The 13,190-nt window shown below is 72.7% G+C and carries 10 protein-coding genes and 1 pseudogene; 5 read left to right on the top strand and 6 right to left on the bottom strand.

Annotated features, from left to right (window positions below; translation table 11 throughout):
- Nucleotides 1–420: pseudogene (locus tag RIN80_RS16225) on the bottom strand (EamA family transporter); the annotation flags it as partial.
- A 387-nt stretch (nt 421–807) separates the two neighbouring features.
- Between RIN80_RS16225 and RIN80_RS16220 the strand changes: the two are divergent.
- Together RIN80_RS16220 and RIN80_RS16215 are read left to right on the top strand one after the other, a co-directional pair.
- Nucleotides 808–2,643, top strand: coding sequence for a glycoside hydrolase family 3 protein (locus RIN80_RS16220; RefSeq protein ID WP_309096312.1), 1,836 nt, complete (start codon nt 808–810; stop codon nt 2,641–2,643).
- A 112-nt stretch (nt 2,644–2,755) separates the two neighbouring features.
- The gene (locus RIN80_RS16215) at nt 2,756–3,418 is read left to right on the top strand and encodes a hypothetical protein (protein WP_309096311.1); all 663 of its coding nucleotides are present in this window, start codon (nt 2,756–2,758) and stop codon (nt 3,416–3,418) included.
- A gap of 172 nt (nt 3,419–3,590) precedes the next feature.
- On the opposite strand, the gene RIN80_RS16210 is transcribed toward RIN80_RS16215, so the two are convergent.
- The 3 genes from RIN80_RS16210 to RIN80_RS16200 form a co-directional block, all read right to left on the bottom strand.
- Nucleotides 3,591–5,021 carry a S28 family serine protease gene (locus RIN80_RS16210; RefSeq protein WP_309096310.1) on the bottom strand — a complete coding sequence of 477 codons (1,431 nt, stop codon included), beginning with the start codon at nt 5,019–5,021 and terminating at the stop codon, nt 3,591–3,593.
- A gap of 85 nt (nt 5,022–5,106) precedes the next feature.
- Entirely contained in the window at nt 5,107–5,499 is a 393-nt protein-coding gene (locus RIN80_RS16205; RefSeq protein ID WP_309096309.1) for a hypothetical protein, read from the bottom strand.
- Between the two features lie 109 nt (nt 5,500–5,608).
- Nucleotides 5,609–9,328 carry an ABC transporter ATP-binding protein gene (locus RIN80_RS16200; protein WP_309096308.1) on the bottom strand — a complete coding sequence of 1,240 codons (3,720 nt, stop codon included), beginning with the start codon at nt 9,326–9,328 and terminating at the stop codon, nt 5,609–5,611.
- Between the two features lie 142 nt (nt 9,329–9,470).
- On the opposite strand from RIN80_RS16200, the gene RIN80_RS16195 reads away from it, so the two are divergent.
- A complete protein-coding gene (locus tag RIN80_RS16195; protein ID WP_309096307.1) occupies nt 9,471–9,836 on the top strand; it encodes a hypothetical protein in 366 nt (121 codons plus the stop codon).
- Here RIN80_RS16195 and RIN80_RS16190 read toward each other — a convergent pair whose 3' ends face one another.
- Both RIN80_RS16190 and RIN80_RS16185 read right to left on the bottom strand, forming a co-directional pair.
- Nucleotides 9,837–10,802: an esterase-like activity of phytase family protein gene (locus RIN80_RS16190; RefSeq protein WP_309096306.1), complete on the bottom strand. Its 966-nt coding sequence runs from the start codon at nt 10,800–10,802 to the stop codon at nt 9,837–9,839.
- Nucleotides 10,803–10,860: 58 nt separating this feature from the next.
- Nucleotides 10,861–11,712: a serine hydrolase gene (locus RIN80_RS16185; RefSeq protein WP_309096305.1), complete on the bottom strand. Its 852-nt coding sequence runs from the start codon at nt 11,710–11,712 to the stop codon at nt 10,861–10,863.
- Nucleotides 11,713–12,011: 299 nt separating this feature from the next.
- Between RIN80_RS16185 and RIN80_RS16180 the strand changes: the two genes are divergently transcribed.
- Together RIN80_RS16180 and RIN80_RS16175 are read left to right on the top strand one after the other, a co-directional pair.
- Entirely contained in the window at nt 12,012–12,599 is a 588-nt protein-coding gene (locus RIN80_RS16180; RefSeq protein WP_309096304.1) for a hypothetical protein, read from the top strand.
- Between the two features lie 122 nt (nt 12,600–12,721).
- Complete coding sequence (locus RIN80_RS16175; protein ID WP_309096303.1) at nt 12,722–13,126, top strand: ATP-binding protein; 405 nt, start codon at nt 12,722–12,724, stop codon at nt 13,124–13,126.
- Nucleotides 13,127–13,190 lie beyond the last annotated feature (64 nt).

The following is a 13,190-nucleotide window of genomic DNA, read 5'->3' as shown; positions in this document are numbered from 1 at the left end:
GACGAGGAGGGAGAGGGCCAGCAGGGGCAGGACCGGGACGGTGCTGACCCAGACCATGAGGTTCAGCGCGTCGGCGGGGGCCGCCTTCCGGGTGAGGACGTTCGACGCGCCCCAGCGGGCCGCGGCGGCGACGACCAGCGCGAAGGCGCCGAGCGGGCCCGAGGCGCCCTCGTCGACGGCCGCCACGGCGATGCCGGCCAGGGCGACCAGCATGCCCAGCAGGCGGACACCGCGGGGGCGTTCACCGAGGGCCGCGGCGGCTATCACCGCCGTGAACACCGCCTGGATCTGCAGGACCAGGGAGGACAGACCCGCCGGCATGCCGGCGTCCATCCCCACGAACAGCAGGCCGAACTTCGCCACCCCCAGCACGAGACCCACGGCCACGATCCACTTCCACGCCACCTTCGGGCGGCGTACGCGGCGCTGACCCTTCGTCGAGTGTCCGTCCGGGCCCGGCTCGCCCGTCCCGTCCGTCCCTCGGGTCTCCCCCGTCCCGACTTGCGGAAAATCCGGGTCGGGTCGGGAACCCGGACCGGATGCGGGGCGTCCCATCGCAGGCCGCCGGAGAGTCACCACGGTGCGGTGTCGGCCCTCGCTGCTGGCTGCGATCGCTGACCACCCTCTCCGCCGTACCGGGGCCGGCGGCACCGCCGCCATCGGCGCGCCCCCCTCCCACCGCGCCGATGGCGGCCCCTCACTGGTTACTGTGCTTTCCCTTGACTGGCAGAAACTTCCCGGTTATTGGTGATCTCCTGGAAGTTTCCTTCAGCGGATCCCAGCGGATCACCTCCCAAAGGAGCGCACGTGCACGACACCGGCACGGCAAGCACGGGAAGCACCGCACAACCCTCCAGACGCACCCTCCTCGCCGCCGGCGCCGGCCTCACCGCCGCCCTCGCGGCCGCCGCGCCCGCCTCCGCGGCCGGCGCCCCGGACGACAGCGCGCTCCGCGCCCTCGTCTCCCGCATGACGCTGGAGGAGAAGGTCGGACAGCTCTTCGTGACGCGGGTCTACGGCCATTCCGCCACCGCCCCCGACCAGGCCGACATCGACGCCAACCTCAAGGAGCTCGGCGTCCGCACGGCCGCCGAACTGGTCGAGAGGTACCGGGTCGGCGGCATCATCTACTTCGCCTGGGCGCACAACACCCGCGATCCGCACCAGATCGCCGACCTGTCCAACGGCATCCAGCGGGCCTCCCTCGGCCTGCCGCGCGGCCTGCCCGTGCTCATCTCCACCGACCAGGAGCACGGCATCGTGGCCCGGGTCGGCAAGCCCGCCACGCTGTTCCCGGGCGCCATGGCCGTCGGAGCGGGCGGGTCGCGGCCGGACGCCCGGGCGCTGGGCCGGATCGCGGGTGCCGAGCTGCGGGCGATGGGCATCCGGCAGAACTACTCCCCCGTCGCCGACGTGAACGTCAACCCGGCCAACCCGGTCATCGGCGTACGGTCCTTCGGCGCCGACCCGCAGGCCGTCTCCGCGCTGGTGGCGGCCGAGGTCGCCGGGTACCAGGGCTCCGGGGTCGCCGCCACGGCCAAGCACTTCCCCGGGCACGGGGACACCAACGTCGACAGCCACACCGGCTTCCCCACCATCACGCACAGCCGCGAGCTCTGGGAGAAGCTGGACGCCCCGCCGTTCCGGGCCGCCATCGCCGCCGGCATCGACTCGATCATGACGGCACACCTGATGGTCCCGGCCCTGGACGACTCCGGCGACCCGGCCACCCTCTCCCGGCCGATCCTCACCGGCATCCTGCGCGAACGCCTGGGCTACGACGGCGTGGTGGTCACCGACTCCCTCGGCATGGAGGGCGTCCGCACCAAGTACGGCGACGACCGCGTGCCGGTACTCGCGCTCAAGGCGGGCGTGGACCAGCTGCTCAACCCGCCCGACCTGGACCTGGCCTGGAACGCCGTGCTGACCGCCGTACGGGAGGGCGAGCTCACCGAGGCGCGGCTCGACGCATCGGTTCTGCGGATCCTGCGGCTGAAGGCGAAGCTGGGACTGTTCCGCGCGCCGTACGTCAGCCGGGCCGGTGTCGACCGGACCGTCGGGACCGGAGCGCACCTGGCGGCGGCCGACCGGATCACCGAGCGGACCACCACGCTGCTCGTCAACGAGGGGCGGTTGCTGCCGCTGTCCCGGCGCCGGCATCCGAAGGTGCTGGTGGTGGGCGCGGATCCGGCCTCTCCGTCGGGCACCACCGGTCCGCCCACGGGTGTGCTCGCGGGCGCGCTGACACAGCTGGGCTTCACGGCCACCGCCCTGCCGACCGGCACCGCCCCCTCCGCGGCGACGATCGCGAAGGCCGTCGCGGCCGCCGGGGACGTGGACGCGGTGGTGGCCGCCACGTACAACGTCACCGCGGGCAGCGCGCAGCAGGCGCTGGTCGAACAGCTCGTGGCGACCGGCAGGCCGGTCGTGGCGGTCGCGATCCGCAACCCCTACGACGTGGCCCGCCTGCCGTCCGTACCGGCCTTCCTGGCCGCCTACTCCTGGACCGACGTCGAACTGCGGGCCGCCGCCCGGGTGATCGCGGGACGGGCGAAGCCGCGCGGGCGGCTGCCGGTCCCGGTGCAGCGGGCGGATGATCCGGAGCAGGTGCTGTACCCGGTCGGGTACGGGCTGACGTACTAGACGTACGTCATGGAACGGGCGCACCACCCCCAAGGTGCGCAAACCGCCCCAGGTGCCTGGCGTGCGCCCGCCCGTGCGGGTCACGCTGGGCGAGGGACTCGGGGGGTCGGCGATGCGTGTGAGAAGTGCGGCGGGGGTGGTGTGGGGGCTGCTGGTGCTGCTCGGGGCGCTGCTGACCGGGTGCCAGAGCCCGTCCGGGGGCGCTGCGGAGGACGGCCGGCTGGGCGGGACGGCCTCCGGGACCGGCCGGACCTCCACGGTGTCGCCGGCGCCGACGCGGCCGTCGGGGTACGGGGCGGTGTTCCTCGCGGTCGGCGAGTGCAGCTCGTTCGGGACGACCAGCTTCACCGAGGTGCCGTGTGCGGGGGAACGGGCGGCGGCGCGGGTCGTGACACGGCACGACGGCACGGTGCGGGACGGGCCGCGCTGCCCGGCGACCACGGACTTCGTGCTGCACATCAGCGAGCAGCGGCCCTCCTCCGACGAGGACGGCGACGGGGCGGTGGCGCAGGGCTACGCCTGTATGCGCAACCTCCAGCCGCCGCACCCGGGCGATCCGGGCGGCGGGGGCGGGCCGCGCACCGTCGTCGGCGACTGCGTCTACAGCTCCGGCGACGGCGAGGTCCGCGAGACCGCGTGCGACGGCGAGGGCGAGCGGGACCCGGAGTACAAGGTGACGCGGGCGGTCGCCGCCCGGGCCGACTGCCCCGCCTCGACGGCCCTGTACGTCCGGCTCGGCGGGGACCGGCCCGTGGGGTGCGCCCGGCCGCTGTGAACGCACAGGTGGGGGTCACATGTCCCTGGCGGCCGCGTTGCTGGCTGCGCGTCTGGTCACAGGTTCGCCCGCCGGGCGGACGACGAGGCCGCGTACCGGTGGCCGGACCTGCCGACCGCCCCCCGGCCGATGGGCCGGAGGGCGGTCGGGTGCGGCCGTGGGCGGCTACGGTCTACGGCCGCAGCGTCATCTCCCGCTGCACGTCCCGCTTGTCGAGCTTGGCGTCGAACTTCGCCAGCGGCTTCGCCGCCCGCGGGTCGGCCTGCACCGCGCTCGGGGCGACACCGGCCCAGTCGAGGATGCGGGCGGTGGCGAGCGCCTTCTGCTCGGGCACGAGGGCGGCGACGTTGGCGCCGTGGTTCATGCCGGGGGCGGTGAAGACGTAGGAGTCCTTCGCGCCCTTGCCGAGGCGGAACGGCTCCGCGCTCCACGGGTCGTTCTGGCCGTTGACGAAGAGCATGCGGCGGGCGTTGTGCCGGACCCAGGTGTCCACGTCCCGCATCGCCGACGGCTGGAACCGCATCGGGATGTCACGCGGCACGAAGTTCCGCGGCGGCTGGTAGCCGTAGCGGATGTACCGCTTCTCGATGTGCGGGAAGTGGATCGTCGGCGCGCCGAGCTGCGTGCCGGCCTGGTAGTAGTACGGCGTGTAGTTCGACAGGCCCTGGTCGGCGTAGGCGGAGAAGCCGGAGATGGTGTCGACGGAGGTCCAGATCTCGTCGTCGGTGGCGTTCTTCGCGTCGGCCGGGATCTGGTCGCAGTCGGACAGCAGGCTGTACTGCCAGAAGCCCCACACGTAGTCCAGGACGGTCGCCTCGTAGGCCTTGTCCAGGCTGCCGATGGTGGTGAAGGTGAGGCCGTTCTCCTCGGCGAAGGCGGCGTACTTCCGCTCCAGCGGCTCGCGGCGCACCAGTGCCTCGCGCTGCACGCCGTTCAGCCGGTCGCGGCACTCCTCGGTGCCGACGCGGGCGAAGAACCGGTCGTAGGCCGAGTCCTCCTTGTTCACCACGTCGTTGGGGGCGACGTAGGCGACGACGCCGTCCATGTCGCGGGGGTAGAAGCGCTCGTAGTAGGTGGCGGTCATGCCGCCCTTCGAGCCGCCCGTGGAGATCCACTTCTTGCCGTAGATGTCCTTCAGGGCCTTGAAGACGCGGTGCTGGTCGCTGGCGGCCTGCCAGATGTCCAGCTTCGACCAGTCGGCCGGCTGGGGCCGGGACGGGGTGAAGAAGCGGTACTCCAGGGAGACCTGGTTGCCGTCCACGATCTGCGTGGGCTCGCTGCGGCGGGGCGTCGTGGAGACGTTGTAGCCGCTGGTGAAGAAGACCGTCGGGCGGGCGACGTCCTTGTGCAGCACGGTGATGCGCTGCTGGAAGGTGCCCTTGGACGGCTTGCGGTGGTCGATCGGCTGCGTGTAGTTCAGGACGAAGAAGCGGTAACCCGCGTACGGCTTCTCCTCGACCAGGCTCATGCCCGGTACGGAGAGCAGTCTCTCCTTGATGTCAGTGGTGCCGGCCTCCGGCTCGGCGGCGGTGGCCGCCCCGGCCGTGCTCAACGTGCCTATGAGCACCGTGAGCGCCAGCAGCCATCTGAGCGCCTTGCGCATGCGCACTCCCCTGTGAGACAGATGTGCGCCGGAAGCTAGCGGACCAACTCCCCCGAGCACCAGGGGACATAGGGAAAACCCTGTGTCAGCACAGGATCCAGCCGGAGCTGTAACGCCCCGCTCCCACCCTGCCCTTGAGCCAGACGCAGCGGCGCCCGGCGTGCACGGTCACCGGGCCCGCGTGGTGCGCGTACCTGCCCTGGTCGACCACCGGCCGGTTGCCGCGCGCCTGCACGCTCACCGACATCGTGCGCTTCGTGCCGGGCCGCTTGGCGAGCGTCACGGCGCAGACGTAGCCGCCGCGCTTGTAGACGAGCACGGTGCCGGTGGAGAACGGCAGCGTGCGGACCTTGCGGCCGGGACAGTAGGCGGCGGAGGCGGCCTGGGCCTCGCCCGGCGCCACGACCGCGAGCAGGCCGGAGGCGGTCAGCACGGCCAGGCCGAGCGCGAGCCGCCGGCGTATCGCTCCACTGTCCACTGTCGTCCTCCCGTACCGCGTCGTCCGCGACCATCGGCGTACGGCAGTACGGACGCATGACGTATGTCGGATGGTTGCACGGGCGTTACGGAAGCGCTGTGAGCGGCTCTCAACGGGAGGCGCCGACCGGCTCCTCCGGCTCGGCGGCGCCGACGAAGGTCCGCCACAGCTGCGCGTACCGGCCGCCGCGCGCGAGCAGCTCCTCGTGCGTGCCGTCCTCGGCGACCCGGCCGTGGTCCATGACGACGACCCGGTCGGCCCGGGCGGCGGTGGTGAGCCGGTGGGCGACGACGAGGGTGGTGCGGCGGCCCGCGATCCGGTCGGTGGCCTGGTTGACCTGCGCCTCCGTGGCCAGGTCGAGGGCGGCCGTGGCCTCGTCGAGCAGCAGCACGTCCGGGTCGACCAGCTCGGCCCTGGCCAGGGCGATCAGCTGGCGCTGCCCGGCGGAGAGGTTGCGGCCGCGCTCGGCGACCTCGTGGAGGTAGCCGCCCTCCAGCGTGGCGATCATGTCGTGGGCGCCGACCGCGCGGGCCGCCGCCTCCACCTCGGCGTCGGTGGCGTCGGGACGGCCGTAGGCGATGGCGTCGCGGACGGTGCCCTGGAAGAGGTACGCCTCCTGCGGGACGACCCCCAGACGGTGCCGGTACGAGGTGAGGTCCAGGGTGCGCAGGTCGGCGCCGTCGACGGTGACCCGGCCGGCGGTCGGGTCGTAGAAGCGGGCGACGAGCTTGACGAGGGTGGACTTGCCCGCGCCGGTCTCACCGACGAACGCGACGGTCTGCCCGGCCGGGATGCGCAGGTCGACCCCGCCGAGCGCCTCCTCGTCGTCGCCGTATGCGAAGTGCACGTCCTCGAAGGCGATCTCGCCCCGCAGCGACAGCACCTCGCGGGGTTCGTCGGCGGACTTCGTCGACGTCGGCTCCCGCAGCAGCTCCTGGATGCGGCCCAGCGAGACGGACGCCTGCTGGTAGCCGTCGAAGACCTGGGAGAGCTGTTGCACGGGCGCGAAGAACAGGTCGATGTAGAGCAGGTAGGCGACCAGGGAGCCGATCGCCAGCGTGCCGTCGTCGACCCGGGCCCCGCCCACGATCAGCACGGCGGCGGCCGCCACCGACGACAGGAACTGCACGAACGGGAAGTACACGGAGATCAGCCACTGGCCCCGGATGCGGGCCTGCCGGTAGCTGTCGCTGTGCTCGGCGAACCGCCGCCCGCCGTCCCGCTCGCGCCGGAACGCCTGCACGATCCGCAGCCCGGACACCGACTCCTGCAGGTCGGCGTTGACCACCGACACGCGCTCGCGGGCCAGTTCGTACGCCTTCACGCTCGCCCGGCGGAAGAAGTACGTGGCGATGATCAGCGGCGGCAGCGTCGCGAAGACGACCAGCGCCAGCTCCAGGTCGATCACCAGCAGGGCGCCCATGATGCCGAAGAAGGTGACGACCGAGACGAAGGCCGTGACCAGGCCCGTCTGCAGGAACGTCGACAGCGCGTCGACGTCGGTCGTCATCCGGGTCATGATCCGGCCGGTCAGCTCCCGCTCGTAGTAGTCGAGCCCGAGGCGCTGGAGCTGGGCGAAGATCTTCAGCCGGAGCGCGTACAGCACCCGCTCGCCGGTGCGTCCGGTCATACGGGTCTCGCCGACCTGGGCCGCCCACTGCACGGCCACGGTCACCAGCGCGAGCAGGGACGCCGCCCACACGGCGCCGAGCGAGGCCTGGGTGACGCCCGAGTCGATGCCGTGCCGGATCAGCACCGGCAGCAGCAGGCCCATGCCCGCGTCGGCGGCGACCAGGGCCAGGCTGACCAGCAGCGGCAGCCCGAAGCCGCGCAGCAGCCGGCGCAGGCCGTAGGAGTCCTCCGGCTGGACGGCCCGCGCCTCGTCGACGTCCGGCACGTCGGTGGCCGGGGGCAGCGCCTCGACCTGGGCGAGGAGCTCGGGGGTGGCGGGGCTGTCGGCGAGGGCCGGGTCCTTGCGCTCGCGGTCGCCGGTCCACAGCCGCGGGGTGACCCCGCGCTCGGCGTCGAACTCGGCGTCCAGCTCCTCCCGTACGGAGACATCCTCCCGGGGGCAGGCGGGCGGGGTGTGGCCCGGGGAGACCGCGCCCAGTTCGTCGGGGTCGGTGAGCAGGCGCCGGTAGAGCGCCGAGCGCTCCTGGAGTTCCTCGTGGGTGCCGATGTCGGCGAGCCGGCCGCCGTCCAGCACGGCGATGCGGTCGGCGAGGTTCAGCGTGGAGCGGCGGTGGGCGATCAGCAGGGTCGTCCGGCCGCGCATGACGCCCTTGAGCGCCTCGTGGATCTCGTGCTCGACCCGGGCGTCGACGGCGGAGGTGGCGTCGTCCAGGACCAGCAGGCGCGGGTCGCTGAGGATCGCGCGGGCCAGGGCGATGCGCTGGCGCTGGCCGCCGGAGAGGGTGAGGCCGTGCTCGCCGACGGTGGTGTCGTAGCCGTCGGGCAGCTCGGCGATGAACCGGTCCGCCTGGGCCGCGCGGGCGGCCTTCTCGATCTGCTCCTGGGTGGCGTCCGGGCGGCCGTAGGCGATGTTGTCGCGGACGGTGTCGGAGAAGAGGAACGAGTCCTCCGGGACCAGCCCGATCACGGACCGCAGCGACTGAAGGGACAGCTCGCGCACGTCGTGCCCGCCGACCAGGACGGCACCGCGGGTGACGTCGTAGAAGCGCGGCAGGAGCAGGGAGACGGTGGACTTGCCGGAGCCGGAGGAGCCGACGACGGCCAGGGTCTCGCCGGGGCGGATCTCGAAGGAGAGGCCGTCCAGGACCGGGCGGCCGGGTTCGTAGCCGAAGGAGACGTCGTCGAACTCGACGGTCGCGGGGGCGTCCGCGGGCAGCTCCTTGGTGCCGTCGGTCAGGGACGGCTCGGTGTCGATCAGCTCCAGGACCCGCTCGGTGCCGGCGCGGGCCTGCTGGCCGACCGTGAGCACCATGGCGAGCATGCGGACCGGGCCGACGAGCTGCGCGAGGTAGGTGGAGAAGGCGACGAACGTGCCGAGGGTGATGTGTCCGCGCACCGCCAGCCAGCCGCCGAGGGCCAGCATCGCGACCTGGCCGAGGGCGGGGACGGACTGCAGGGCCGGCGTGTAGACGGAGTTCAGGCGGATGGTGCGCAGCCGGCCCGCGAAGAGCCTGCGGCTGACGTCCCGGAGCTTGCCGGTCTCCTGCTCCTCCTGCCCGAAGCCCTTGACCACGCGCACGCCGCTGACGGCGCCGTCGACCACGCCCGCGACGGCGGCGGCCTGGGCCTGGGCGTACCAGGTGGAGGGGTGCAGCCGGGTGCGGCTGCGCCTGGCGATCCACCACAGGGCGGGCGCCACGGCCAGGGCGACCAGGGTGAGCGGCACGGACAGCCACGCCATGATCACCAGGGAGATCAGGAAGAGCATGAAGTTCCCGATGGTCATCGGGAGCATGAAGAGCAGGCCCTGGATCAGCTGGAGGTCGCTGGTGGCGCGGCCGACGACCTGGCCGGTGGACAGCTCGTCCTGGCGGCGGCCGTCGAGCCGGGTGATCGTGCCGAACATCTCCGTCCGCAGGTCGTGCTGGACGTCGAGGGCGAGCCGGCCGCCGTAGTAGCGGCGGACGTAGGTGAGGACGTAGACGACCAGGGCGGCGCCGACGAGCAGGCCGGCCCAGGTGGTCATGGACCTGGTGTGGTCGGTGATGACGTCGTCGATGATCACCTTGGTGATCAGCGGGACGAGGGCCATCACCGCCATGCCGGCGAGGGAGGAGCCGAGAGCGAGGACGACGTCCTTTGGACGGCGCCACGCGTACGCCCACAGTCGTCGTGCCCATCCCCGTTTCGGTGTCACGCCGGTGCCCTCCATCCGTCCTGATCTGCCGGAAGGCACCAACGCGCCGGGCAGCGGATTTCATCCCGCGCCGGCCCTTTCCCGACCTGCGACCGAGGAACATCCGTCCGAGGACGTAGGTCCGCGCTAGGGTCGTCCGATCATGATCCTCTCCCTTGTGCAGCCGGGACGGCGGCCGCGCTTCGCCGCGGCCGAGGCCGTGGTGAGCCTGTGCGCCGCCCTGTGCTGGCGCGTGCTGGCCTTCGCGATGTACGCGGAGGGCTACGACCTGGACCCGAGCGCGCCGCGCCAGGTGTCCGGCGAGGCGGAGATCGCCCGCCTGGCGCTGCTGCTCGCCGCCTCGGTCGCGGTGACGTGGTCGCTGCGTCTGCTGCCCTGGCCGCCGCTGCGCACCGCGGTGGACGTGTGCGCCGTCGTGCGGCTCGCCGCGGTGCTGCTGCTGTCGGCGGTGCTGGCTGTGGCCCTGCTCACCGGGGCCCGGGTCCCGCTGCTGGGCTGGGAGATGTGATCACAGGCGTACCCGCAGTGCGTACACACGGGTCGTCTGGGCCGGGTTCTCGTTGTCGTCGCTGGCCAGCAGGACCCTCAGGGTGTTCCTGGTGCGGCCCGTGATCGTCATGGCCTCGATGTTGTCGAGGAGCGGGTTCGGCTGGGGCTGCTTGGCCGTGGCGCCCAGGTCCGGGCAGGTCACCAGGTCGGTGAGCAGGGTCTTGCGCATGCCGTGGCGGGGGTCGGCCAGGTAGAGGCGGACCGTGTTGCCGACGCCGGCCGTGAAGCCGCGCTCCAGGACCAGGAGACGGCCGTCGGGAGTGGCCCGGATCTCGGGGACGCCGAGGCCCGGGTCCGTGCGGTAGGTGTACGGGGCGCCGAGCCGGAAGCGGGAGCCGTGGCGCTGCCAGGTCTGGAAGCGAACGGTGTCGGCCGGGTCGCCGGCCAGGGGGTACTCCATGGAGGCGACGAGGGTGCGGCCGCCGGGCAGCAGGGTCAGGCCCTCGAAGGTGCCGTTGGCCCGGCCCCGGCCGGCGGGGGCCACGCGCAGCTCGTCCGGGACCGGGAGGCGGTCGAGGATCTCGCCGGTGCGGGAGTAGCGGCGTACCGACGGCTCGGTCTCGGAGGAGACGAGCCGGGTGCCGTCCCGGTCCACGACCAGTCCCTCGGAGTCGAGTGCGGCCCCGTTCTCGTCCGTGAGGGGGAGCACGGACCGGGGCCGCAGCGTCCGCGGGTCCAGGCGGAACAGGGACGAGCGGTCGGAGAGGGCGACCAGGGAGCCGTCCCGGTCGACGGCCAGCGCGGAGAGGTTGCCGACGACGGTGTTCTCGTACGTCGTCTTGTCGAGCGCGTCCGAGAAGCGGTCGATGGACACGGACGGCGAACAGGCGTGGGGCGCCGACGCCTGGGCGGGGCCGGCGGCGGTCAGGCACGTGGCCGCCGCCAGGCCCGCCGTGAGGAGGGCGAGGTGGGTTCTCAAGGGCATGGGCGTCACCGTAGGACCGGTCGGTGACGCGCGGTGGGCGGCGCGGTGAAGCGCCGGCTCAGCTCGCCGCCAGGTCCCGGTGGATGACCTTGGCGACCGCCTGGATGGTGGCGATGCCGTAGTTCATCGTGCTGTTGCCGTGGGTGAGCACGGTCATCGTGTAGTCGTGGCCCCCGCCCTTGAACGCGCCGATGCTGTGCACCCGCCAGCCGTTCGTGGAGCGCTGCAGCCAGCCGTTCTTGACGGCCACGGTCACGCCCGCGGGCACTCCGTACGGCGTGCCCCAGCGCTGGGACGAGACGACCTGGCTCATCAGCTTGAGGATGTAGGCGCGGGAGTTGTCGCTCAGGACCGCGTTCTTGCCGGTGATGAGCTTGAGCAGCTTCTGCTCGTCGGTGACGGTGATCTGCGTCAGGCCCCAGTAGCCGTCGGCGCCCGGCTTGGTCTGGGTCATGCCGGCCGCGGCGAGGAAGCCCTTGATCTTCGCCATGCCGAGCTGCTTCCACAGGGTGGAGGTCGCGGCGTTGTCCGACTTGGTGATCATGGCCTTCGCGAGGGTGCTCTCGCGGTCGGTGAGGTAGCGGCCGGTCTTCTTCGCGTCCCACAGCAGCGTGGCGAGCACGGTGACCTTGACGACGCTGGCCGAGTCGTAGGCGGTACCCGCGCGCAGGGTGCAGGTGGTGTTGGTGCTGCGGTCGTGGAGGCCGAGGGCGACCGTGCCCTTGCGGGTGGCGAGCGCGGCGGTGATGTCCTTCGTCAGCTTGGTGGCCAGGCCGGCCTTGGCCGAGGTGCAGGTCACGGCCGGCGTGGCGGCGGCCGCGGGCGTGGCGGCGGCGACGAGCGGCACGAGGGCGCCCGTGCCCACGGCCGCCGCCAGCACTCTCGCGCGGCGAGATATCCCAGATGTCATGCACGTGCTGACTCACGGACCCGGGGCAATGGTTGTAGGCGTTGCCCAACGCTTGTGCGATTCGTTACCGGGCGCGGTGCGGTTTCCCAGGCGGCGGCCGGCTCCGGCACAGCGGCCACCAGCCGGGAACCCGTCCGACGCCGGCTGACACACCGTCATGCCGCCCGCCCGCACCGGCGAACGGTCCCGGTCCCTCGGTCCGGGGCCGTTTCGGCGTCCCCGATCATGGACACGGTGTCCGGCGACCGTCTGAAGGGGAGCACAGGGTGGGCTACTGCCTCGAAATGAGCACCGGCGACATGAGAACGGTGGTGCGGCTGCTCACCGCGGTGGAGCGGACCGAGGAGCAGGAGCGCACGCTCGCCCGGATCCGCACGGAGTGCGAGCGCACCGACGTCCGGTTCGAGGAGCAGGGCATCGAGCTCGACGTGTCCATCGGCCGGGCCCTGGACGAGTTGATCGAGGGCGCTCCGAGCACCGACCGCTGCCCGGCCTACAGTTACGCCTTCTACCAGGTCGTCGCGGCGCACTTCTCGGACCCGACGGACCTGGGTGCCTGGCGGCGTCCGTCGTGGTTCCACACCCTGGACGACGAACTGGCCCGGCACGGTGTGCCGTCCGACCTGCTCCCCGGCACCTTCCTGTTCGGCGGCCCGCCGCTGCGCCTGCCCCACCCGGGCGACGCGGTGCCCGCCATCGGCACCCTGCCGGCCCGGCGGGCCGCCGAGGTCGCCGACGCCTACGCGTCCGTGCTGGACCGGCTCGACCCGCGGTTCCGCGACGCGGCCCGCCGGTTCACCGACGTCATGCGGTGCGAGGCCGAGGAGTGGGAGAACGCGCGGGGGCTCGGGACGACCCCGGACACGCTGCTGTTCTGGTTCCACTGACCCCCGCGGGAACTCCCGTCGCCCGTCCGTCAGTACGAGGCCGTCCGCATGTCTGGTGGTGATGCTGTCGGGTACTCGCCCGGGGCACGGCAACAGTGGACGAGGGAGATGAGGTCGGGGCAGTGACGGTGAAGGCGATGGGTTGGGCACACTCGTTCCCCATGTCCGAGGGCGTACGGGCCGGACGGGAGTGGACGCGCGAGCGTCTCGCGTCCCTGCCGTGGGCCGCCGCGGAGCCGGACACGGTGGACGCCGTCGTGCTGGCCGTCTCCGAGCTGATCACCAACGCGCACGTCCACGCGCACAGCGACGCCCACATGGTCCTCACCTGGGACGGCGACTGCCTCCACGTGAGCGTCCACGACGAGGACCCCACACTGCCCCGCCCGCGCCGGTCCGAGCCGGGAGACGTCGGCGGCCGTGGCGTGGCCATCGTGCAGCAGCTCGCCGACGAGTGGGGCATGCGCTGCCAGCGGCACGGCAAGGCGGTGACCGCGTGCTTCCGCCCCGCCGCCACCGCCGAGTGACGCTCTCCGCCGCCCAGTGACGTTCTCCGCCGCCGAGTGACGGCCCGGCCCTCCGGGACAGGAA

This window comes from Streptomyces sp., from assembly GCF_031181705.1.
Taxonomy (GTDB): Bacteria; Actinomycetota; Actinomycetes; order Streptomycetales; family Streptomycetaceae; genus Streptomyces.
This window is presented reverse-complemented; position numbering and strand designations above follow the sequence as displayed.